We start from the raw sequence: 20,211 nt of genomic DNA, 5'->3' as shown, positions 1-20,211 counted from the left end.
CTAACGGAACTGGGCGCAGAGGAAGTCCACTATGCGGTCGCGGGCTGGTTTGGCCTGCGGTACGAGGCCGGGCAGGCTGATGAACGCGTGACCGGCCTTGGAGTACTCGCTCACCTGGACCGCGGTGCCAGCGGCTCGGAGTTCCTCGGCGTACACCCGGCCGTGGTCTGCGACCGGGTCGAGGACCGGGATCACCACGAGCGTCGGTGGCAGCCCGCTCAAGTCGGCGTACCGCGGTGACAACGCCCGCGGATCGGTTCCTTTCGGTACGGCGAGATGCCGGAAGAACCCGATTCCGGCTCGGGTGAGCGTCGGCGTGTCGGCGTACTGGGTCGCGGACTCGTAGTCGAGCGCAGTCGAGGTCACGTCGACGCACGGGTTGATGAGCACCTGGGCCCGTAGCGACAGGCCCGTGTCCCGGGCTCGCAGTGCGGAGAGAGTCGCCACCATCGAGCCTGCGCTCTCGCCGGCGAGAGCCACCCGGGACGGGTCGATTCCCCATTCGGTGGCGTGCTGGAAGACGTGCCGTAGGACGTCCCAACCGTCGTCGACGATCGCCGCGAGTGGGGTCTCGTGGTTCATCAGCCGATGCTCGACGGACACGACCACCGCCGACGTACGCGCGGCGATATGGCTGTTGATCCAGTCGCACTGCACTGCGGTCCCGGTGTAACCGCCGCCGTGGACGTGAAGCACCAGCGGAAGCTTGCGTGCTCCTGCGTGCTTCGGTCGGTGCACCCGGACGCGGATCGTACGGTCCGCGAGCGGGACCTGTTGCCAGTCGATCGTGACGCCTGCGTGCGGGCGGCCGGTGATGAGGCGGGCGAAGCGGGAGTTGACGATGCGGCTCTGGGTCTCGCCGAACTTCACGAGGTCCGCGGGCGACATCGCCAGGTAGTCGGGCTCCTTGCGCAGGGAGTACACCAGCCGGATGCCGAGCGGAGGCTGGTGCGCGGTGGCGGTGGTGGCGGTCTTGAGCATCGGGCATCGTCCTGACGTTGCGGGTTTCGCTACGATTAGTATCGATACCGACGGTAGCATAACTCGCTATGCTGTGCCGATGGCTTCCACGACGCGACCGCCCGGCCGGCCCCGTTCCAGCGTCGACGCCGAGGTGTTCGCGGCGACGCTGCGGACGGTTCACGAGCTCGGGTACACCCGGGCCACGGTCGATCGGATCGCCGCGGCGGCCGGGATCGCGAAGACGACGATCTACCGGCGCTGGCCGTCCAAGGGCGCGCTCGTCACCGCCTGCCTGGTGGACGCCTTCGGCCCGCTCCCGCTGGCCGGCAGTGCTCGCGAGGAGGACGTGACCGCCGCGGTCCGCTTCGGTGCGCGGCGGATCGCGGAGCCTGGCGTCGCGGCGGCGTTCGCCGGGGTGTTCACCGACGCGATCGGCGATCCTGGCCTGCGCGAGATCCTTTCCACGCAGCTCCAGGACCCGTACCGCCAGGTGCTCACCGAGTCGCTCGGTCTGTCCGAGCAGCGCGTCCTGTTCTTCATCGACGTCGTTATCGGCACGCTGCTGCACCGCATGGGCATGACCGGCGAACCCATGGTCGAGTCCGACGTCGACGCCCTCATCCACATGCTCCAGCGCGAACTCGGCTAGGCGCCGATCGAGTCGAGTTCGGTGACGGCGTCGGCGGGGAGGACGAGGTCGCGTGCGGCGATGTTCTCGCGCAGATGGGCCAGTGACGACGTACCGGGGATGACGACGCTGGTCGCGGAGCGCTGGAGGAGCCAGGCGAGGGCGACCTGCTGCGGGGTGGCGTCCAGACGGGCCGCGACCTTCGCCAGCGTTTCGGACTGGAGCGGGGTGAATCCGCCGAGCGGGAAGAAGGACGCGAACGCGATGTTGTTCTCCGCGGCGTACTCGACCACGTCGTCGTCATCGCGGTTCACCAGGTTGTACAGGTTCTGGATGGTCACGATCGGCGCGATCGCCTGCGCCTCACGGATCTGCGGGATCGTCACGCTGCTCAGGCCGAGGTGCTTGATGAGGCCCTGCTGCTGGAGCTCGGCCAGCGCGGTGAACGACTCCGCGATCGACTCCTCGCTGTGGCCTTCGTGCGCCATGCTGCGGAGATTGACCACGTCGAGGACCTCGAGGCCGAGGTGCTCGAGGTTGTCGTGGACCTGGGCTCGCAGCGCGTTCGGTGAGAGGTCCGGGATCCAGCTGGCGTCGTCGCCGCGCCGGGCGCCGACCTTGGTGACCAGGACCAGGTCCGCCGGGTACGGGTGCAGCGCCTCCTTGATGATTTCGTTGACCACGGTCGGCCCGTAGAAGTCGCTGGTGTCGATGTGGGTGACGCCGAGTGCGACGGCCTCCCGCAGTACGGCGATCGCCTGGTCGCGGTCCTTGGGCGGTCCGAAGACGCCTGGCCGGCGAGTTGCATCGCGCCGTACCCCATCCGGGTGATGGTCAGGTCCTCGGCGAGGGTGATGGTTGAGTTCGTCATGTCTCCACTGTTCGTCGGCGCGCGCGGAACAGGGAGTACCTCGCTGTTCCTGGGAGTGACAGGACCCAGGCTGCGCCGGCGTGCCCGGTCTACCGTGGACGTCATGGAGAACGCGAGCGGTCGGCGACCAGACCGCGAGCTCGGATCGAGCAGCCGCCGGCGAGCATCGTCGAGCTGATCAACGGCTGGTCGGACAACCTCCGGGTCGGCTACGCGAGCAGGCTGTTGTACAGCTCGACGGTGCGTTGCGCGACGGCGTCCCAGCCGAACTCGGAGACCGCGCGGTCTCGTCCTGCCTTCCCCATCGCGTCAGCTCGAGAAGGATCGTTGACCAGCGCGTTGATCCCGTCCGCGAGACCGCGCTCGAAGGTGTCCGGGTCGTTCTCGTCGTACGGGACCAGGGTGCCGGTCACGCCGTCGTCGACGACCTCGGGGATGCCGCCGACCGCGCTGGCGACGACCGCGGTCTCACAGGCCATCGCCTCCAGGTTGACGATGCCGAGCGGCTCGTAGATCGACGGGCAGCAGAACGCCAGCGCGTGCGTCAGCACCTGCCGGACTTCCTCACGCGGCAGCATCTCGGAGACCACGAACACGCCGTCGCGGGCCAGCTTCAGGTCGTCGATCAGCGCGTCGGTCTCGGCCTTCAGCTCCACTGTGTCGGCGGCGCCGGCCAGCAGGACGAGCTGCACGGACGGATCCAGACGCAGCCCCGCGCGGAGCAGGTGCGGCACGCCCTTCTGCCGCGTGATCCGGCCGACGAACGTGACGTACGGACGGTTCAGGTCGACGCCGAGCCGCTCGAGCACATGCGTCGACGGATCCGGCCGGTAGAAGTCCGCGTCGATCCCGTTCGAGATCACGTGCACCTTGGCCGGGTCGATCGACGGGTAGCAGTCGAGTACGTCGGTCCGCATACCGCGGCTCACCGCGACGACCGCATCGGCCGCCTCGTACGAGGTCCGCTCGGCCCAGCTCGACAGCCGGTACCCACCGCCGAGCTGCTCGGCCTTCCACGGGCGGCGCGGCTCCAGCGAGTGTGCGGTCACCACATGCGGTACGTCGTACAGCAGCTTGGCCCAATGCCCCGCCATGTTCGCGTACCAGGTGTGCGAGTGCACCAGGTCCGCCTCGCCGACCGCCGCGGTCATGGTCAGGTCGGTGGAGAGGATGCGCAGCGCCGCGTTCGCGTTCGGGATCCGCGGGTCGTCCTCGGAATGCGCGGTCGCGCCCTTCCGGGGCTCGCCCATGCACTGTACGTCGACGTCGATCAGCCGGCGCAGTTCGCGGACCAGGAAGTCCACGTGCACACCGGCCCCGCCGTACACGTCCGGAGGAAACTCACGCGTCAGGATGGCGACCTTCATACCGCCCGACGATAGGTCATCAACTGACGTGTGTCGGCACCCAGAAGCGCAGCTTTCCGTGTCGTTCGTCTTCCAGTTCGCCACCAGCTGCCTCGATCACCTTGCGCGATCCGGCATTGTCGACGTCGCAGGTGACCAGGGCCGGCTCGATGCCGAGAACACCGGCGATCGGGAGCGACTGGGTGAGCATCTGGGTCGCGTACCCGCGCCGCCGGGCCGACGGGCGGACGCAGTACCCGATGTGCCCGCCGACCTCGATGAGCGCCGGCGTCAGGTCGTGGCGGATCGAGAGCCGGCCGAGGAACTCGACGCCGTCCACGAACCACAGCACGGTCTGGTGCACGAGGCCGGCCGCCAGTTCGGTCTCCGGCTCGGCCTCCGTCCTGATCGCGTCCACCAGACGGGCGAACTCGGCGGGATCCGCCGCCTGCCCACGGGTCCACTCCTCCTCGGCGCCGGCGATCGACCGCGCACCCATCCACCGCTCATGATCCGGACCGAGCTCGTCCCAGGCCGCGAGAAACGATCGGTGAACGGCAGTGGTCGGTACGACGAGGATCGGCATCCTTCCAGTGTTGCGACGCGCGCAAACGCTTATGTCCGCGGGTCGTCGGAGCTAAGGTGCGGACATGGCAAAGGCGCCCAGAGTTCTCGGAATCGTGCTGGCCGGTGGTGAGGGGAAGCGGTTGATGCCGCTGACGGCGGACCGGGCCAAACCGGCCGTGCCGTTCGGCGGCAGTTATCGCCTCATCGATTTCGTGCTGTCGAACTTGGTCAATGCGGGGATCCGCAACCTGTTCGTGCTGACGCAGTACAAATCCCACTCGCTGGACCGGCATGTGACCGTCACCTGGCGGATGTCCACCCTGCTGGGCAACTTCGTCAGCTGCGTCCCGGCTCAGCAACGGCTCGGACCGCAGTGGTACCAGGGCAGCGCCGACGCGATCTACCAGTCGATGAACCTGATCGACGACTTCCAGCCCGACATCATCGTGGTGTTCGGCGCCGACCACGTCTACCGGATGGACGCCTCGCAGATGGTCGCCGCGCACATCGAGCGCGGCAACGGCGCCACCGTGGCCGGGATCCGGGTGCCGCGGGCCGAGGCGTCGGAGTTCGGCGTGATCAAGACCGGCGCGGACGGGCACTCCATCGAGGAGTTCCTGGAGAAGCCGGCCGACCCGCCGGGCCTGCCGGACTCACCGGACGAGACCTTCGCCTCGATGGGCAACTACGTGTTCAGCGCCGATGTTCTGGTCGAGGCGCTGCGCAGGGACGCGGCCAACCCGGCGTCGCGGCACGACATGGGCGGCGACATCGTCCCGATGATGGTTGCCGAGGGCAAGGCGGGCGTCTACGACTTCAAGGACAACGACGTACCGGGTGCGCTCGACCGGGACCACTCGTACTGGCGGGACGTCGGGTCGCTGGACTCGTACCACGAGGCGCACATGGACCTCGTGTCGATCCAGCCGGTGTTCAACCTCTACAACAACGACTGGCCGATCTTCACCTCACACCCGCAGCTGCCGGGCGCGAAGTTCACCGACGACGCGACGGTCGGCGAGTCGATCGTCTGCCAGGGCTCGATCGTGTCCGGCGCGCACGTGGACCACTCGGTGCTCGGGTCGAACGTGATCGTCAGCGCCGGCGCCGACATCCAGTACTCCGTGATCATGGACAACTGCAAGATCGGCAAGGACGTCGTCCTGAAGAACGTGATCCTGGACAAGAACATCGTGGTCCCGGACGGCACCGAGATCGGCGTCGACCAGGACTACGACCGGGAACGCGGGTTCACGGTGTCCAAGGGCGGCGTGACGGTGCTCGGCAAGGGGCAAGTGATCGAGGCACCGAAGGGCGCCGCCGACGAGGTTGCCGAGGCGTGATCACGGAGGCTGCGGCGCGCGAGCTCGATGCCAACGATCCGGGGCACCGGGAGCTGTTCGACGTACCGCCGGCACAGGGTGGCGACTACCCGGAGGTGGCGTACTTCGCCGGGAACTCGCTCGGCCTGCGCCCGAAGGCGACCCGGTCCGAGCTGCTCGAGGACCTGGATTCGTGGGCGGCGCTCGGGGTCGAAGGGCATCTGGACGCCGGCCGGCCCTGGTTGCCGTACCACGAGCTGCTGACCGGTCCCGCGGCGCGGCTCGTCGGCGCGTTGCCGAGCGAGACGGTCGTGATGAACACGCTCACCGTCAACCTGCACCTGTTGATGGTGTCGTTCTACCGGCCGACGCGGTCCCGGCACCGGATCGTCATCGAGGACTCGGCGTTCCCCTCGGACAGTTATGCCGTACGGTCGCAGGTCGAGTTCCACGGGTACGACGCGGAGGACGCGGTGATCCGGCTGCGGCCGCGACCGGGGGAGCACAGTCTGCGTACGGCGGATGTCGTCGAGCAGTTCGGTGGCGACGTGGCGCTCGTACTGCTGGGTGGCGTGAACTACCTGACCGGTGAGCTGATGGACATCCCCACGATCACGAAGGCCGGTCACACGGCCGGTGCGATCGTCGGGTGGGACCTCGCGCACGCGGCCGGGAACGTGCCGCTCGCGTTGCACGACTGGGACGTGGACTTCGCCGCCTGGTGCTCGTACAAGTACCTGAACTCCGGGCCGGGCGCGATCGCCGGTGCGTTCGTGCACGAACGGCATCTCGGCGCGGACCTGCCGCGGTTCGAGGGCTGGTGGAGCACCGACGCGAAGACGCGGTTCGAGATGACGCCCGAGTCCCGTCCGCCGGCGACCGCGGACGCGTGGCAGGTGTCGAACCCGCCGATCTTCTCGATGAGCCCGGTGCGGACGTCGCTGGAGATCTTCGACAAGATCGGCATCGAGGTACTACGGGAGCGGAGTGTGCGGTTGACGGCGTACCTATCGAACCTGCTGGACGGTTTCGAGGTCATCACACCGACCGATCCGGCGCGACGTGGTGCGCAGTTGTCCGTGCGGGTGCCCGGGGCCGGGGAGCTGTCGCGGCGATTGCGGTTCGAGTACGGCGTGATCGCGGACTCGCGGGAGCCCGACGTACTGCGGTTCGCGCCGGTGCCGTTGTACTCGACGTACCACGACTGCTGGCGGGCCGGGGCGGCGTTGGCCGAGGTGATCGCATGAAGGTCGCGATCGTCGGCGCAGGACTGACCGGTTCACTGCTCGCATGTTTTCTCGCGCGCCGCGGGCTGACGGTGACGCTGTACGAGCGGCGTCCGGATCCTCGGGTCGCGCAGGAAGAACGCGGCCGGTCGATCAACCTGGCGATCTCCGAACGCGGGCTGGACGCGCTGCGGCGGATCGGCCTGGTCGACGAGGTGATGGCGGACGCATTGCCGATGAAGGGCCGGATGATCCATCCCGTGTCGGGGCCGCTGGACTTCCAGGCGTACTCGGCTTCCGGGGACCGGGCGATCAACTCGATCAGCCGTGGTGCTCTGAACAACGCGTTGCTGTCGGCGGCGTCGGCGGCTCCTGGCGTGTCTGTGGAATTCGAGCACCGGCTCGTGGAGCTGGATTCGGCCGCCGGGCAGATGGTGTTCGCGACGCCGTCCGGGAAGGTTTCGGTCGCGGCTGACGTGGTGCTGGGGGCCGACGGCGCCGGATCCGCGGTGCGTGAGCAACTGCTTGCCGAGGGCGTCGTCGCGGAGGACGTGGATTTCCTCGACTACGGGTACAAGGAATTGTCGATCCCGGCGGCTGCTGGTGAGTTCGCGCTCGATCCCGGCGCGCTGCACATCTGGCCACGCGGTACGTCGATGATGATCGCCCTGCCGAACCCGGACCGCTCGTTCACCTGCACGCTCTTCTGGCCGGCCGGGTCGTTCGACGCGCTCACGTCGACGACCGCCATCGAGGAGCACTTCCGGGTGAACTATCCCGATCTGTTGCCGCTGGCACCGGATCTGGTCGACGACTACCTCAACAACCCGGTCGGCGTCCTCGGGACCGTGCACACGCTGCCGTGGCAGGCCCACGGACGTACGGCGTTGCTCGGCGACGCGGCGCACGCGATCGTGCCGTTCTACGGGCAGGGCGCGAACTGCGCCTTCGAGGACGTGGTCGAACTGGACCGCTGCCTGGACGACACAGGCGGCTCGTGGGCGCGGGCGCTGCCGTTGTTCGAGACCCGACGGCGCGAGAACACCGAGGCGATCGCCGAGATGGCGCTGGCCAATTTCGTCGAGATGCGCGACAAGGTCGCCTCCCCGGTCTTCCGCCTCCAGAAACGTGTCGAGCATCTGCTGGAACGACTGCTCCCCGGCACGTACGTCTCCCGCTACGAACTCGTCTCCTTCTCCACCACGCCGTACGCCGAGGTCCAACACCGAGTGCACCGCCAGCACCAGTTGCTCGGCGCCGCAGCGGTTGCGTCGGCCGGGGTCCTGCTCGGCCTTGTTCGGAGGCGACGGCGGTGAGCCTGTGGTCGCCTTCGCTGCTGACCGGACAGCCCAGCTCAGTGGGGTTGTTGCGGCATTTCGTGGGCGGTTCCTTTGTGGAGAGCGCTTCGCGGTTCGCGAAGATCTCGCCGGTGACAGGGGAGCAGATCTTCGATGTCTGTGAGGCCGACGAGGCGACTGTGGACGCCGCGGTCGGTGCTGCTCGGCAGGCGTTGAGTGGCCCGTGGGGGCGGATGAGTGAGCAGGAGCGGGCCGTCGTACTGCGGCGGGTCGCGGACGAACTGGAGCGGCGGTTCGAGGATCTGGTGGCGGCGGAGGTCGGCGACACCGGGAAGTCGATCAGCCAGGCGCGCACGCTGGACATCCCGCGCGGTGCGGCGAACTTCCGTGCGTTCGCGGATTTCGCGACGACGGTGCCGACCGAGTCGTACACGACCGTGCTCCCGGACGGGCGGCGGGCGTTGAACTACGCCGTACGGAAACCGGTCGGTGTGGTCGCGATCGTCGTACCGTGGAATCTTCCGTTGTTGCTGCTCACGTGGAAGGTCGCGCCGGCGCTTGCCTGCGGCAACGCGGTCGTGGTGAAACCGTCCGAGGAGACGCCGTCGTCGGCGACCGTTCTCGCCGAGGTGATGGCGGAGGCCGGCGTACCTGATGGTGTTTTCAATCTGGTGCACGGGTTCGGCCCGTCGTCGGCGGGGGAGTACCTCACTCGGCACCCAGGCGTGGACTCGATCACGTTCACAGGCGAGTCGGCGACCGGTACGGCGATCGCGAAGGTGGCGGCGGATCGGGTCAAGGCGGTGTCCTTCGAGCTCGGCGGGAAGAACGCGGGCCTGATCTTCGCCGACTGCTCGTTGGACGACGCAGTCGAGGGATCGGTGCGCTCGGTCTTCACGAACGGCGGGCAGGTCTGCTTGTGCACGGAACGCCTGTATGTGCAGCGATCCGTGTACGACGAGTTCACTGAGCGCCTCGCCGCGCGGGCGAACGATTTGACGTACGGCTGGCCCGCCGACGAGGCCACGATGAACATGCCGCTGATCTCCAAACAGCACCGCGACAAGGTGCTGTCGTACTACGATCTCGCGCGGGCCGAAGGCGCCGAGGTGCTGGCCGGTGGCGGCGTACCGACGTTCGGCGATGCCCGAGACGGCGGTTGCTACGTGCAACCCACCGTCGTCACCGGACTTGGCGCCGACGCTCGCACCAACCGCGAGGAGATCTTCGGGCCGATCTGCCACATCGCGCCCTTCGACACCGAGGAAGAGGCCTACGCCCTCGCCAACTCCTCCGACTACGGGCTGGCGGCAACCGTCTGGACCCGCGACGTCGGCCGGGCGCACCGGGCCGGTGCAGCGCTTGATGTGGGGTTGTGCTGGGTCAACACCTGGTTCCTCCGCGATCTCCGCACGCCCTTCGGCGGGGTGAAGTTGTCGGGCGTCGGCCGGGAAGGTGGACGGCACTCGGTGGACTTCTACACCGAAACCACCAACGTCTGCGTGGAGCTTTCATGACCGTCGTACCGGGGAAGGCGACGCCGCGGGGGCGGTTTCCGCATGTGAAGGTTGCGGGTGGGTTCGCGTTCGTTTCGGGGACGTCCAGCCGGCGGCCGGACAACTCGATCGCGGGTGCCTCGGTGGACTCGATGGGGACTGTCGCGCTGGATATCCGGGTGCAGACGCGGGCGGTGCTGGAGAACATCCGGGATGTGCTCGGGGCGGTGGGGGCCGGGTTGGAGGACCTCGTCAGTGTGACGACGTACCTGGTGTCGATGAACGACTTCGGGGGGTACAACGAGATCTATGGTGAGTTCTTCGACGAGTCGGGGCCTTCGCGCACGACCGTCGCAGTACATCAGCTGCCGCATCCCCAGCTGCTGATCGAAATCCAGGCTGTTGCGGCGATCCCGCAACATTCGAGGGAGGAGTAGGTATGGCGAACTTGGAGTCGACCAACTTTCCGCAGTGGATCGAGGAGAACAAGCACCTGCTGAAGCCGCCGGTCGGCAACAAGCAGATATTCCCGACCGGGGACGACTTCATCACGATGGTGGTCGGCGGCCCGAATCAGCGCACCGATTTCCACGTCGACCCGTACGAGGAGTTCTTCTACCAGATCTCCGGTGAGCTCAAGGTCAACGTCATGACCGACGACGGCCCGGCCACGGTCGCGGTCAACGCCGGTGAGATGTGGGTGCTGCCCCGGAACATGCCGCACTCCCCGCAGCGCGGCCCGAACTCGATCGGCCTGGTGATCGAGCGAGTCCGGGAACCCGGCGTACTGGAGAAGTTCCGCTGGTACTGCGCCAACTGCAACGCGATCGTGCACGAGGTCGAGCTGCAGGTGACCGACATCGTCGCCGATCTGCCGCCCGTCTTCAAAGCGTTCTACGAGAGCGAGGACGCCCGGACCTGCCCGGAATGCGGCACGGTGCACCCGGGTAAATGACCGTAGACGTCCACACTCATCTGGTCCCGCACGGGTGGCCGGATCTTTCGGCCGCGTGCGGCGGCGACGGCTGGCCGTGGTTGCGGGTCGACTCCGAACGAGCCGCGATGATCATGATCGGCGAGACCGAGTTCCGCCCGGTCGGACCGCAGGCTTGGGATCCCGCCGTACGGCGTGCCGATATGGATGCCGACGGCATCGATCTCCAGGTGGTGTCGCCGACCCCGGTGTTCTTCGGGTACGAACGCCCGGCGGCGCAGGCCGTCAAGCTGGCGGAGATCTTCAACGACCTGACCTTGGAGACGCTGGCCGGTGACGACCGGTTCGTGCCGTTCTGCCAGGTGCCGCTGCAGGATCCGGACCTGGCCTGCGCCGAACTGGACCGTTGCCGCGCGGCCGGACATGTCGGTGTCGAGATCGGAAACCATGTCGGTGACAAGGACCTCGACGACGCCGGAATTGTTGCCTTCCTCAACCATTGCGCGGAGACCGGTACTCCGGTGCTGGTGCATCCGTGGGACATGCCGGGCGGGCCGCGGCTGGATCGCTGGATGGCGCGCTGGCTGACCGGGATGCCGGCCGAGACGCATCTGTCGTTGCTGGCGATGATCCTGGGCGGGGCGTTCGACCGGTTGCCGCCTGCCTTGAGGATCTGTTTCGCCCACGGAGGCGGGAGTTTCGCGTTCTGGCTCGGGCGGCTGGAGAACGCGTGGCACCGGCGCGGGGACATCGTCCGTGGTTGCTCCGAGCACCCACCGTCGACGTACCTGGACCGGATCCTGGTCGACACGGTCGTGTTCGAATCAGCGCCTTTGCGGCTACTTGTCGATACCTTGGGGGAAGACCGCGTTCTGGTCGGCAGTGACTATCCCTATCCACTGGGCGAGCGGCCGGTCGGGGAGGTGGTGCGGAAGGCCGGCTTCCTGACCGCGGAGCAGCAGCACAAACTGCTGACTCTGAATGCCCTGCGCTACCTCGGGAGGTCTGAATGAGTGAGGACCGATCAGTACTGTCGCGTAAGGCGCCCGAGCCGGACGAGGAGTTGCGGTACGGCGACCACGCGGACCAGGTGATCGACTACTGGCACGCGAAGGACTACCGGCCGCTCGTGGTGTTCCTGCACGGCGGGTTCTGGCGGCCGCAGTACGACCGGGTGCACGCCCGCTCGCTCGGCGCAGCGCTGTCCGACCTCGGCTGGCCGGTCCTGTCCCTGGAGTACCGCCGCGAGCCCGGCAACCCCGACGCGACGACCAGTGACATCCGTACGGCGCTGGACGCGCTACCCGACCTGGTGGACGTGCACGCGGGCTACGTGCTCATGGGGCACTCCGCCGGTGGCCAGCTCGCGCTGTGGGCCGCGTCGACGCTCAACCCGGTCAGGCTGCGCGGTGTGGTCGCCCTGGCCCCCGTAGCCGACCTCCTGAAGGCTGACCGCGAGCACATAGGCGAGGGCGCCGTACAGGACTTCATCGGCGGCGGCGTCCGCAACGACCTGGACCCGGCCCACCTCCCGGCCTCTATAGCCCCGGTAACCCTCATCCACGGCACCCACGACACAGTCGTCCCCATCACCATCACCGAGTCCTACTTCACCGCCCACCCCACCGCCCACTTCCACCGCGTCCCCCACAGCGGCCACTACGAACTGATCGATCCCCAAACCGACCCCTGGCACGAAGTAACCACCGAACTAACCCGCCTGACCAGCTAGCGGCTACTTCAGGCGTTTGGCGGCGGTTAGGAGGCCTTCGGAGGTGGGGAGGAGGGCTGAGACCAGGTTGTCGTCATCTCGGACGGCGCGGATCAGGTCTCGGAGGGCCATGGTGTCGGGGTCGCGGCGGGCCGGGTCGGCTACTCGGCCGGCGGTGAGGATGCCGGCGAAGGCGACGATGCCGCCGGGGCGGAGCAGGCGGAGTGCCTCGTGCAGGTACGCCGTGTTCTCGCGGCGGTCCGCGTCGCAGAAGACCAGGTCGTAGTGACCGTCGGTGAGCCGGGTGACGACGTCCAGCCCGGCGCCGGCGATCAGGCGGAACCGGTTCGACGCGACGCCGGCGTCCAGGAACGTCTTGCGCGCGAGCCGCTGGTTCTCCGCGTCGATGTCGACCGTGGTGAGCGTGCCGTCGGCGCGCATGCCGCGCAGCAGCGCGAGCCCGGAGACGCCGGTCCCGGTGCCGATCTCGACGACCGCCTTCGCGCCCACGCCGGCGGCGAGCAGGCTCAGTGCGGCGGCCGCGCCGGGGCCGATCGGGGCGACACCGCTGTCCGCGGCGCTCGCCCGCGCACCGGTGACGACCTCGTCCTCACCGGTGTAGTCCTCGGCGTACGCCCAGGACGTCGGGTCGATGCCGGTGGCGATGGCGTCCTCCCAATGATCGGCCGAGTGGTCGGCGGAGTGGTGTGCGGCTGCGGTACCCATGCTGAACCGAAGCCTAGCGGCTGGAGGTCCGCTTTCCGTGATGCACGCGCGGAGGTTGCGCACTCTTGCTCATAACAACCTTGCGGTGATCAGATATGATCGTTGCTTGGAGACGTGACTCACCTGTTGAGGGAGGTGTGTGGAGTGGGATCAGGCGCGGATGACGTCGATGCCGGCTTCTTTGAAGACGGCGAGCTGCGACTCGTCGGCCTGGGCGTCGGTGACGAGCGTGTCGATCTCGCTCAGCTCGCAGATCCGGGCGAAGGCCCGCTGCCCGAGCTTGGAGGAGTCGGCCACCACGACCACCTTCGCGGCCCGGCTGACGATCAGCTGGTTGATGTTCGCCTCGCCCTCGTGATGAGCGGTGGCGCCGGTCTCGTCGATCCCGTCGACACCGATGAAGGCGATGTCCAGCGACAGGTCGGACAGGATCCGGTGCGACAGCGGGCCGATCATCTCGTAGGACTGCGGCCGCGCGACGCCGCCGGTCAGCACCATCTTCACGTGCGGCCGGACGATCAGCTCGTTGGCGATGTTCAGCGCGTTGGTGACGAGTGTGAACGCCGGCTCACCGTGCTCCGCGGACAGCTCCGGCCGGGTCGCCAGCGTCCGCGCCACCTCGGAGATGGTGGTCCCGCCGTTCATCCCGATCACCATGCCGCGACGCACCAGCGTGGCCGCCGCTTGCGCGATTCGCTGCTTCTCGGACGCGAAACGCGCAGTCTTGTAGCGCAGCGGCAGGTCGTACGACACCGCGTTGGCGACCGCGCCGCCGCGGGTCCGGGTGAGGAGCTGCTGCTTGCCGAGATGGTCCAGGTCACGCCTGATCGTGGCCGCGGACACATGCAACTGCTCGGCGAGCTCGTCGACGTCGATGGCGCCTTTTTCGGCGAGCGACTCGAGCAAGGTGTTGAGGCGTTCATAACGCTTCACCCGGGGCTCCTCCTTCACACAATCGGTCAGCCCGGTGGCGGCTGGTTGGCACCATTCGATCACGTTCGAGCAGTTTCGACCATGACAAGTGCGGAGACGACATGACGCAGCAGCCATTTGTGAGCACTGAGATCGCCACTCAGCCGGACCTTTGGCGGCAGGTCTCGGACGGTTTCGCGCAGTACGGCGGTGCACTTCCGCAGGCCGGTCAGCGGGTCGCGGCGGTCGGCTGCGGCACCTCCTGGTTCATGGCGATGGCGTACGCCGCGCTGCGCGAGGACCTCGGCCAGGGCGAGACCGACGCGTTCGCCGGATCCGAGTTCCCGGCGGGTCGTTCGTACGACGCCGTCGTGGTGATCAGCCGCTCCGGTACGACGACCGAGGTGCTCGACCTGATCCGCGCGACCGACGTACCGACCGTGGCGATCACCGCGACCCCGGACTCGCCGATCGTCGAGCTGGCTGACAAGACCATCCTGCTCGACTTCGCCGACGAGCAGTCCGTGGTGCAGACCCGGTTCGCGACCACCACACTGGCGCTGCTGCGCGCGTCGCTCGGTGAGGACCTCTCGAAGGCCGCTGCGGACGCTCAGACCGCACTGACCATCGACGTCGACGACCTGGCCAAGCTCGAGCAGGTCACGTACCTCGGCACCCGGTGGACCGTTGGCCTGGCGCACGAGGCCGGACTCAAGCAGCGTGAGGCCGCATCGGCGTGGACCGAGGCGTACCCGGCGATGGACTACCGGCACGGCCCGATCGCGATCGCGCAGCCCGGCCGCGGCGTCTGGGTCTTCGGCGAGCCGCCGGCGGGCCTGCTGGACGACGTCAAGGCCACCGGCGCGACCATCGTCCACCACGCCGACCTCGACCCGATGGCGTCCCTCGTCGTCGCCCAGCGGGTCGCAGTCGCCAAGTCCCTGGCTCTGGGCCTCAACCCCGACCAGCCGCGCAGCCTCTCCCGCTCCGTCATCCTCGACTGACCGCAGCAGTCATCGGGGACTCGAGCGTCCACCCCAGCGCGGTGTAGAGCGCTCGCCCCTCTTCAGTCGCAACCAGTACGCCGGTGGTCGCACCGGCGTACTGTGTTGCGGCGGACAGAGCAGCCATGACACTGCGGCCGAGCCCGCGCCGCCGGTGCTGCGGAGACGTCTCGATCTGGTCGAAGACAGCAGCCTCTCCCGTGAGCGCCGCCTTCCCGCGCGCTGCCACCGAGCCGTCGGCGGCGTGCACGACAACGTCGACCAGGCTGCCCCGCCGCACACTCTCTAACTCGTACGACGCGGCCAAACTCGAGTCTGTGCTGCTCAGCCGACTCGTCATCAGGTACTCGGCTGGCTGGACCTGCCACGGCGCGCCCAGCGAGACCTGTCCGCAGATCTTGAGCCAGGTGTCCGGCTCCCCGAGCCCGTCGACCAGACCAACGTCGTACTTCGGTAAGACGTAGCGGACCTGGTGACCGGGCAGGCCCACGTCGATTCGGTAACCACTCCCGAGCTTCACTGGTGGCGCAGTACTGCGGGAGATGGTCCAGCCGTGGACCCAGGCGTCAAGAGACATGCAGCGGTGCCTTTCTCGAGGTGGCTGCGCCGAGGCCGGCGGCTGCGAGCAGGGCGACGGCGACGACCAGCAGGGCCTGGTGGGTGCCGATAGCCGGGACCAGAAGGCCGCCGGTGGCTTGGCCGATCGCGGCGGCGCCGACTCGGAGGCTGGCCGCTGTGGTGCTGACTCGGCCTTGCAAGGACTCCGGGCTGTACTGCTGGCGGGCGGCGAACATGGCAGGGAGGGTGGGGCCTTCCAGGAGACCACTGACAAAGGCCACGACCAGGAGGACGGCGAAGCTGGTCGCCAGTGGCCAGGTGGTCAGGGCGACGCCGTAGACCGCGACCGACACGATGACGACCTGCTCAGGGCGCCAGCGGTTTTGGAGGCGAGTCAGCAGGAGCGCGGTGGTGACGCTGCCGAGTTCGATCGCCGTCCACAGATAGCCAGCCGCTGACTTGGGCATGCCGAGTGAAGCCATGTGCAGCGGCAGGGCGATCAGCAGGATGCCAGTGGCCCCCATCAGCAGGGTCGTGGTCACAGTGGAGGCACGCAGCCGCGGTGTGCGGACCAGGTGCGTCAGACCGGCCAGGACAGCGGGCAGGAAGGGTTCTCCAGCGGTCTGCAACGATGGCAGGGCAGGCAGGCGGCTGATGGCGCAGATGCTGAGGGCTGCCGCCACGGCGATCACTACGACCGCGACTTCCACCGACAGGGTGGCTGCGATCGTGGCAGCGGTCGCGGGGCCGGTGATGGTTGCGGCACCGAAGCTCGCGGCCTCGAACGAGTTGGCGCGGGCCAGTCGCTCTGATGGGACCAGGCTCGGCAGCATGCTGGTGAATCCGCCGCTGACCATCGGCAGCGTTGCGCCGGCGACTGCTGCGAGCGCCGGTGTGATCCAGTGCGCGCTGTGGCCGACTACGGCCAGCAGGCTGAGCATGACCACGCCGAGCACAGCCTGGTTGAGTGCGAGCGCACTTCGCCGGTACGGCGTCCTGTCCAGCCATGCACCGAGCAGAGGCCCGGTTGCGACCGCCGGGAGCGCATAAGCAGCCCCGGTGATCCCCGCGAGCGCTGGACTGTCCGTTCGCTCCAGCACCAGCAAGACCAGCGTGAACGCGACCATCTCGTCGGCAAGCCGGGCCAGTGTCGCCGCCAAGTAGTAGCTCGCCACGCCCGAACCTCCTGTAACGCAAAGATAGCTGTTACGCGTTACGATAATAAAGGCGTTACGGAAGGAGTCCAGTGGATATTCTGACGCCGGACCGACGGGTGCGGCTCGCGGTCGACCTCGTCAACACGCGCACCCGCGAGCCGGAGCAGTTGACAGCGCCGGCCGACATACGCGCGTTCCTCCTCGAGCATGGTGAGTCGGATCCGATCACGCTGGACGAGGACGACCTGGTCGCGGTCCGTGAGGTCCGGGCGCGGGTCCGTGAGGTCTTCCATGCCGACCCGCGCGCAGCGGCCCGGATGCTCAACGAGTTGCTCGAGGAGTACGCCGTACGCCCGTATCTGTCCGACCACGACGGGTCGCCGTGGCACCTGCATGTGGCGAAGCCGGGAGCCACCTGGGCCGATTGGCTGGCGGCAACGACTGCGCTCGGGCTGGCGACGTTCGCGGCCGGTCACGGGTTCGAGGCCCTCGGGGTCTGTGCGGCAGTGGACTGCGAGCGGGTGTTCGCCAATGCGGCGGAGAAGCGGCCGCGGAGGTTCTGCACACCGCGGTGCTCGAGCCGGACGCGCGTCGCGTCGTACCGGGCCCGGCAGCACCCGGCCGACGCCCAGTAGCTCAGTCCTGGCCTGCCACGCCTAGGATCGGGGTGGGGATTCCGGGAATGGGAGGAGCGCGAGTTGAGTCACACCGTGCTGGCCGAGCTGGTGGCCAACGTGCTGAAGGTCACCGCCAAGGCCGGAGACACGGTGGGCCCGGACGACACGCTTGTCATCCTGGAGTCGATGAAGATGGAGATCCCGGTGCTGGCCGAGGTGGCCGGCACCATCACCGAACTGAAGGTCGTCGAGGGTGAGGTCGTCCGCGACGGCGACCCGATCGCCGTCATCGAGGAGAAGTAGCTCAACCGAAATGACCTCTCACGCGTCTTGTGTAATGAAGGCACCGGCCGGGAACTTCCGGCCGGAGCGCCGCGTTGAGCCGTCGTACGAGGAACTCAGGGTCGAACCCGGGTTCTCCCGACGTGCGCAGAGGACGGTGACCGCGGCACCATGGCCTTCACGCTTATTGCCGAGAGGACCCAGGGAGGCGTTGCGGTGAAGCCGTTCGACACGTCGACGGTCCCCGCACCCCAGCAGGTGCCGGACGCACTGCCGTCGTGGGACGAGATCGTCCGCACGCACTCCGCCCGCGTCTACCGGCTGGCCTATCGGCTGACCGGTAACAAGCACGACGCCGAGGACCTGACCCAGGAAGTTTTCGTCCGGGTCTTCCGCTCGCTGTCGTCCTACACGCCGGGGACGTTCGAGGGCTGGCTCTACCGGATCACCACGAACCTGTTCCTGGACGGCGCCCGCCGCAAGCAGCGGATCCGCTTCGACGGCCTGCCCGAGGACGCGCACGACCGGCTCCCGGCCAAGGGCGAGGGCCCGGCCGAGAAGCTCGACTCCGACCTGTTCGACCACGACGTACAGGACGCGCTCGACGCGCTGCCCGAGGACTTCCGCGCGGCGGTGGTGCTGTGCGACATCGAGGGCATGACGTACGACGAGATCGCGGACGTCCTGGACGTGAAGCTCGGCACCGTCCGCAGCCGCATCCACCGCGGCCGGTCGATGCTGCGTAAGCACCTGGAGCACCGGGCCCCGCGGTCCGGCCAGACCCGGGTCGGCGGCCCGCCGGTCGACGGCGGCCTCTTCGGCGACGGAGGTGACCTCGCATGACGCACCCGCTGGACAAGCTGAGTGCCGTGGTCGACGGCCAGCTCGACCACGACTCCCGTGACAAGGTCCTGAGCCACCTGGTCGGCTGCGACACCTGCCGGTCCGAGGTGGACGCGCAGCGGCGGCTGAAGGCGCGGATCGCCGCGCTGGAGTCGCCGGATCCGTCGACCGACCTGATGCAGCGCCTGATGGGCGTCTCGTCGTTCTCGACCGAGCCAAGGGAAGAGGTCCGCCCGGTCGTCACGCCGGTCAACCTGTTCCCGCAGCGGTCCGCGTTCCCGGCCGGGCGCACAGGTGGCACCCGACCAGGAGCCGCCCGCGGCACCCGCTCCCGCCGTCGCAGCGGTGTCCTGGGCGCAGCGGGCTCAGCTGCCGCGGTCGCCTCCCTGCTCGGTACGGCGTTCGTCGTCGGCGACCCGTCCCGCTCGGAGCAGCCGCCGACGCTGCAGCCGCCGGTGGCGAGCTTCTCGTCCGACCACGCGAGCACCAGCGGCGGAGCGCCGTTCGCTGACCCGGTCGCGCTGCTGAACTCCTACAACGGTGCGGGGTACGCCGGGTTGAACCCGACGCTGCGCCCGGTGGCCCTGACAGGACGCTGACCGGTGAGCCTCTCCCGGCTCGCCGTCCTGGTCGGCACCGCCCTGATCGGCTTCGGCCTGCCCACGTCCGCCGCTGCGGTCCCGGCCCTGTTGCCGACGCTGGAGCCGGCGCTGTCGAAGGCGGACTCACCGACGGCGGTCAGCTGGCTTCAGCGGGCGGCCGTCGCGCCGAACCAGATCTCGTACCACGGCACGCAGATCATCACCGCCTGGGGACCGCAGGGCTCCAGTTCCGCGATGCTGGACATCCTGCACGCGGCGTCACAGGGCTCTGAGATCAGCGTGCTCGGTTCGTCCGCGCCCGGTGCGAAGGCGTTCGTGCAGCGCGCCACCACCACGGACGCCGCCATTGACGGCGGACCGCTGGCGTTGCTGCGGGCGACGTACCAGCTGGTTGACAAGTGCTGCACCGACCTGATCGGCCGGACCGCTGTGCTCGTGGAGGCGTTGCGGGACGACCAGACGCTGGCGGCGAAGTTCTGGATCGACAAGGCGACCGGACTGCTGCTGCAGCGTCAGCTGTTCAGTGCGGACGGCAAGACGATGGTGCGCGCCACCGTATTCACCGAGCTGGAGATCGAGGGCTCCGAGTTCCTCGGCCACCTGCCGCCGACGGTGCCCAGCGGCGTCGAAGCGCTCGGCATGGGCAAGGTCGACAACCTGCGTTCCGAGGGTTGGGTCTGCGCGCCGGAGCTGCCTGCGTCGCTCAAGCTGTACGACGTCCACCAGGACACCAGCAACGGCTCTCTGCAGTTCTCGTACTCCGACGGGCTGTTCAACGTCTCGCTGTTCGAGCAACGCGGCACGCTGGACCCAGCCGCGGTAGAAGGCTTCAGCAGTACGGACAGCCCGGGCGTGTACGTTCGGTACGGCATGCCGTCGTACGTCGTCTGGTCGTCCGGTGGAATCGTCTACACGCTGATCGGGGACCTGCCCCCTGACCAGCTCGGACAGGTGGTCAGATCCTTCCCGCACGAGCTGCCCGTCGAGCTGAGCGCGATCCAGCGACTGGGCACCGGGCTGGCCAAAATCGCGACCTGGCTCACTCCGATGGGTGCACTGTCGCCGAAGCTGGGATAATCAAAGATGGAAGTCTCTCCCGGTTACCTCCGGAGGGCTCCATCGACGACCACGACGACGACGTGAGGCGG

Annotated in this window: 23 protein-coding genes; 15 read left to right on the top strand and 8 right to left on the bottom strand. The window is 68.2% G+C overall.

Going from position 1 to position 20,211, the window contains the following annotated elements:
• Nucleotides 1–981: an alpha/beta hydrolase gene (locus EV649_RS14895; RefSeq protein WP_130384038.1), complete on the bottom strand. Its 981-nt coding sequence runs from the start codon at nucleotides 979–981 to the stop codon at nucleotides 1–3.
• A 79-nt stretch (nucleotides 982–1,060) separates the two neighbouring features.
• On the opposite strand from EV649_RS14895, the gene EV649_RS14890 reads away from it, so the two are divergent.
• The gene (locus EV649_RS14890) at nucleotides 1,061–1,612 is read left to right on the top strand and encodes a TetR/AcrR family transcriptional regulator (RefSeq protein WP_130384037.1); all 552 of its coding nucleotides are present in this window, start codon (nucleotides 1,061–1,063) and stop codon (nucleotides 1,610–1,612) included.
• Here EV649_RS14890 and EV649_RS14885 read toward each other — a convergent pair.
• From EV649_RS14885 to EV649_RS14875, 3 genes are all read right to left on the bottom strand, one after another.
• Entirely contained in the window at nucleotides 1,609–2,337 is a 729-nt protein-coding gene (locus EV649_RS14885; RefSeq protein ID WP_277875686.1) for an oxidoreductase, read from the bottom strand. The two genes, EV649_RS14890 and EV649_RS14885, sit on opposite strands and share 4 nt — an antisense overlap.
• A gap of 334 nt (nucleotides 2,338–2,671) precedes the next feature.
• Nucleotides 2,672–3,829, bottom strand: coding sequence for a glycogen synthase (gene glgA, locus EV649_RS14880; protein WP_130384036.1), 1,158 nt, complete (start codon nucleotides 3,827–3,829; stop codon nucleotides 2,672–2,674).
• A gap of 19 nt (nucleotides 3,830–3,848) precedes the next feature.
• Complete coding sequence (locus tag EV649_RS14875) at nucleotides 3,849–4,394, bottom strand: GNAT family N-acetyltransferase (protein WP_130384035.1); 546 nt, start codon at nucleotides 4,392–4,394, stop codon at nucleotides 3,849–3,851.
• Nucleotides 4,395–4,458: 64 nt separating this feature from the next.
• Between EV649_RS14875 and glgC the strand changes: the two genes are divergently transcribed.
• The 8 genes from glgC to EV649_RS14835 are packed head-to-tail and all read left to right on the top strand — an operon-like array spanning nucleotide 4,459 to nucleotide 12,383.
• The gene (gene glgC, locus EV649_RS14870) at nucleotides 4,459–5,718 is read left to right on the top strand and encodes a glucose-1-phosphate adenylyltransferase (RefSeq protein WP_130384034.1); all 1,260 of its coding nucleotides are present in this window, start codon (nucleotides 4,459–4,461) and stop codon (nucleotides 5,716–5,718) included.
• The gene (gene kynU, locus EV649_RS14865) at nucleotides 5,715–6,944 is read left to right on the top strand and encodes a kynureninase (RefSeq protein WP_130384033.1); all 1,230 of its coding nucleotides are present in this window, start codon (nucleotides 5,715–5,717) and stop codon (nucleotides 6,942–6,944) included. The genes glgC and kynU overlap by 4 nt, the downstream gene beginning before the upstream one ends.
• Nucleotides 6,941–8,239, top strand: a complete 1,299-nt coding sequence (locus EV649_RS14860) for an NAD(P)/FAD-dependent oxidoreductase (protein ID WP_130384032.1) — start codon at nucleotides 6,941–6,943, stop codon at nucleotides 8,237–8,239. Before kynU ends, EV649_RS14860 begins: the two co-directional genes overlap by 4 nt.
• On the top strand, nucleotides 8,236–9,738 hold the full coding sequence (locus tag EV649_RS14855; protein ID WP_130384031.1) for a 2-hydroxymuconic semialdehyde dehydrogenase: 1,503 nt from the start codon (nucleotides 8,236–8,238) through the stop codon (nucleotides 9,736–9,738). The genes EV649_RS14860 and EV649_RS14855 overlap by 4 nt, the downstream gene beginning before the upstream one ends.
• Complete coding sequence (locus EV649_RS14850) at nucleotides 9,735–10,154, top strand: RidA family protein (protein WP_130384030.1); 420 nt, start codon at nucleotides 9,735–9,737, stop codon at nucleotides 10,152–10,154. Before EV649_RS14855 ends, EV649_RS14850 begins: the two co-directional genes overlap by 4 nt.
• A 2-nt stretch (nucleotides 10,155–10,156) precedes the next feature.
• Complete coding sequence (locus tag EV649_RS14845; protein WP_130384029.1) at nucleotides 10,157–10,672, top strand: 3-hydroxyanthranilate 3,4-dioxygenase; 516 nt, start codon at nucleotides 10,157–10,159, stop codon at nucleotides 10,670–10,672.
• Nucleotides 10,669–11,664, top strand: coding sequence for an amidohydrolase family protein (locus EV649_RS14840; protein ID WP_130384028.1), 996 nt, complete (start codon nucleotides 10,669–10,671; stop codon nucleotides 11,662–11,664). The genes EV649_RS14845 and EV649_RS14840 overlap by 4 nt, the downstream gene beginning before the upstream one ends.
• Nucleotides 11,661–12,383: an alpha/beta hydrolase gene (locus tag EV649_RS14835; protein ID WP_130384027.1), complete on the top strand. Its 723-nt coding sequence runs from the start codon at nucleotides 11,661–11,663 to the stop codon at nucleotides 12,381–12,383. Before EV649_RS14840 ends, EV649_RS14835 begins: the two co-directional genes overlap by 4 nt.
• Nucleotides 12,384–12,386: 3 nt before the next feature.
• On the opposite strand, the gene EV649_RS14830 is transcribed toward EV649_RS14835, so the two are convergent.
• Both EV649_RS14830 and EV649_RS14825 read right to left on the bottom strand, forming a co-directional pair.
• On the bottom strand, nucleotides 12,387–13,088 hold the full coding sequence (locus EV649_RS14830; protein WP_130384026.1) for an O-methyltransferase: 702 nt from the start codon (nucleotides 13,086–13,088) through the stop codon (nucleotides 12,387–12,389).
• 150 nt (nucleotides 13,089–13,238) lie between these two features.
• Nucleotides 13,239–14,021 (bottom strand): DeoR/GlpR family DNA-binding transcription regulator, encoded by a 783-nt coding sequence (locus EV649_RS14825; protein ID WP_130384025.1) that lies wholly within the window; start codon nucleotides 14,019–14,021, stop codon nucleotides 13,239–13,241.
• A 119-nt stretch (nucleotides 14,022–14,140) separates the two neighbouring features.
• Here EV649_RS14825 and EV649_RS14820 point away from each other — a divergent pair, with 119 nt between their 5' ends.
• A complete protein-coding gene (locus EV649_RS14820) occupies nucleotides 14,141–15,004 on the top strand; it encodes an SIS domain-containing protein (RefSeq protein WP_241998217.1) in 864 nt (287 codons plus the stop codon).
• Here the strand turns inward: EV649_RS14820 and EV649_RS14815 are convergent.
• Entirely contained in the window at nucleotides 14,991–15,581 is a 591-nt protein-coding gene (locus EV649_RS14815) for a GNAT family N-acetyltransferase (protein WP_130384023.1), read from the bottom strand. The genes EV649_RS14820 and EV649_RS14815 overlap by 14 nt on opposite strands.
• A complete protein-coding gene (locus tag EV649_RS14810; RefSeq protein WP_241998215.1) occupies nucleotides 15,571–16,737 on the bottom strand; it encodes an MFS transporter in 1,167 nt (388 codons plus the stop codon). The genes EV649_RS14815 and EV649_RS14810 overlap by 11 nt, the downstream gene beginning before the upstream one ends.
• Before the next feature lie 71 nt (nucleotides 16,738–16,808).
• Between EV649_RS14810 and EV649_RS14805 the strand changes: the two genes are divergently transcribed.
• The 5 genes from EV649_RS14805 (at nucleotide 16,809) to EV649_RS14785 (ending at nucleotide 20,140) form a co-directional block, all read left to right on the top strand.
• The gene (locus tag EV649_RS14805) at nucleotides 16,809–17,354 is read left to right on the top strand and encodes a CGNR zinc finger domain-containing protein (RefSeq protein ID WP_130384022.1); all 546 of its coding nucleotides are present in this window, start codon (nucleotides 16,809–16,811) and stop codon (nucleotides 17,352–17,354) included.
• Nucleotides 17,355–17,417: 63 nt separating this feature from the next.
• A complete protein-coding gene (locus EV649_RS14800; RefSeq protein WP_130384021.1) occupies nucleotides 17,418–17,639 on the top strand; it encodes a biotin/lipoyl-binding carrier protein in 222 nt (73 codons plus the stop codon).
• A gap of 150 nt (nucleotides 17,640–17,789) precedes the next feature.
• Entirely contained in the window at nucleotides 17,790–18,461 is a 672-nt protein-coding gene (gene sigE / locus EV649_RS14795) for an RNA polymerase sigma factor SigE (RefSeq protein ID WP_130384020.1), read from the top strand.
• The gene (locus EV649_RS14790) at nucleotides 18,458–19,060 is read left to right on the top strand and encodes a zf-HC2 domain-containing protein (protein WP_130384019.1); all 603 of its coding nucleotides are present in this window, start codon (nucleotides 18,458–18,460) and stop codon (nucleotides 19,058–19,060) included. The genes sigE and EV649_RS14790 overlap by 4 nt, the downstream gene beginning before the upstream one ends.
• A 3-nt stretch (nucleotides 19,061–19,063) precedes the next feature.
• Nucleotides 19,064–20,140, top strand: coding sequence for a sigma-E factor regulatory protein RseB domain-containing protein (locus EV649_RS14785; RefSeq protein WP_130384018.1), 1,077 nt, complete (start codon nucleotides 19,064–19,066; stop codon nucleotides 20,138–20,140).
• The last annotated feature ends 71 nt before the right edge of the window (nucleotides 20,141–20,211 follow it).

It is taken from the genome of Kribbella sp. VKM Ac-2569 (assembly GCF_004216905.1).
In the GTDB taxonomy this organism is placed as follows: Bacteria; Actinomycetota; Actinomycetes; order Propionibacteriales; family Kribbellaceae; genus Kribbella.
This window is presented reverse-complemented; position numbering and strand designations above follow the sequence as displayed.

Bases quoted from the DNA above. Each gene is read 5' to 3' on its own strand.
- EV649_RS14895 (WP_130384038.1), bottom strand. From the start codon at position 981: ATGCTCAAGACCGCCACCACCGCCACCGCGCACCAGCCTCCGCTCGGC.
- EV649_RS14890 (WP_130384037.1), top strand. From the start codon at position 1,061: ATGGCTTCCACGACGCGACCGCCCGGCCGGCCCCGTTCCAGCGTCGAC.
- glgA (WP_130384036.1), bottom strand. From the start codon at position 3,829: ATGAAGGTCGCCATCCTGACGCGTGAGTTTCCTCCGGACGTGTACGGC.
- EV649_RS14875 (WP_130384035.1), bottom strand. From the start codon at position 4,394: ATGCCGATCCTCGTCGTACCGACCACTGCCGTTCACCGATCGTTTCTC.
- glgC (WP_130384034.1), top strand. From the start codon at position 4,459: ATGGCAAAGGCGCCCAGAGTTCTCGGAATCGTGCTGGCCGGTGGTGAG.
- EV649_RS14860 (WP_130384032.1), top strand. From the start codon at position 6,941: ATGAAGGTCGCGATCGTCGGCGCAGGACTGACCGGTTCACTGCTCGCA.
- EV649_RS14850 (WP_130384030.1), top strand. From the start codon at position 9,735: ATGACCGTCGTACCGGGGAAGGCGACGCCGCGGGGGCGGTTTCCGCAT.
- EV649_RS14845 (WP_130384029.1), top strand. From the start codon at position 10,157: ATGGCGAACTTGGAGTCGACCAACTTTCCGCAGTGGATCGAGGAGAAC.
- EV649_RS14840 (WP_130384028.1), top strand. From the start codon at position 10,669: ATGACCGTAGACGTCCACACTCATCTGGTCCCGCACGGGTGGCCGGAT.
- EV649_RS14835 (WP_130384027.1), top strand. From the start codon at position 11,661: ATGAGTGAGGACCGATCAGTACTGTCGCGTAAGGCGCCCGAGCCGGAC.
- EV649_RS14830 (WP_130384026.1), bottom strand. From the start codon at position 13,088: ATGGGTACCGCAGCCGCACACCACTCCGCCGACCACTCGGCCGATCAT.
- EV649_RS14815 (WP_130384023.1), bottom strand. From the start codon at position 15,581: ATGTCTCTTGACGCCTGGGTCCACGGCTGGACCATCTCCCGCAGTACT.
- sigE (WP_130384020.1), top strand. From the start codon at position 17,790: ATGGCCTTCACGCTTATTGCCGAGAGGACCCAGGGAGGCGTTGCGGTG.
- EV649_RS14790 (WP_130384019.1), top strand. From the start codon at position 18,458: ATGACGCACCCGCTGGACAAGCTGAGTGCCGTGGTCGACGGCCAGCTC.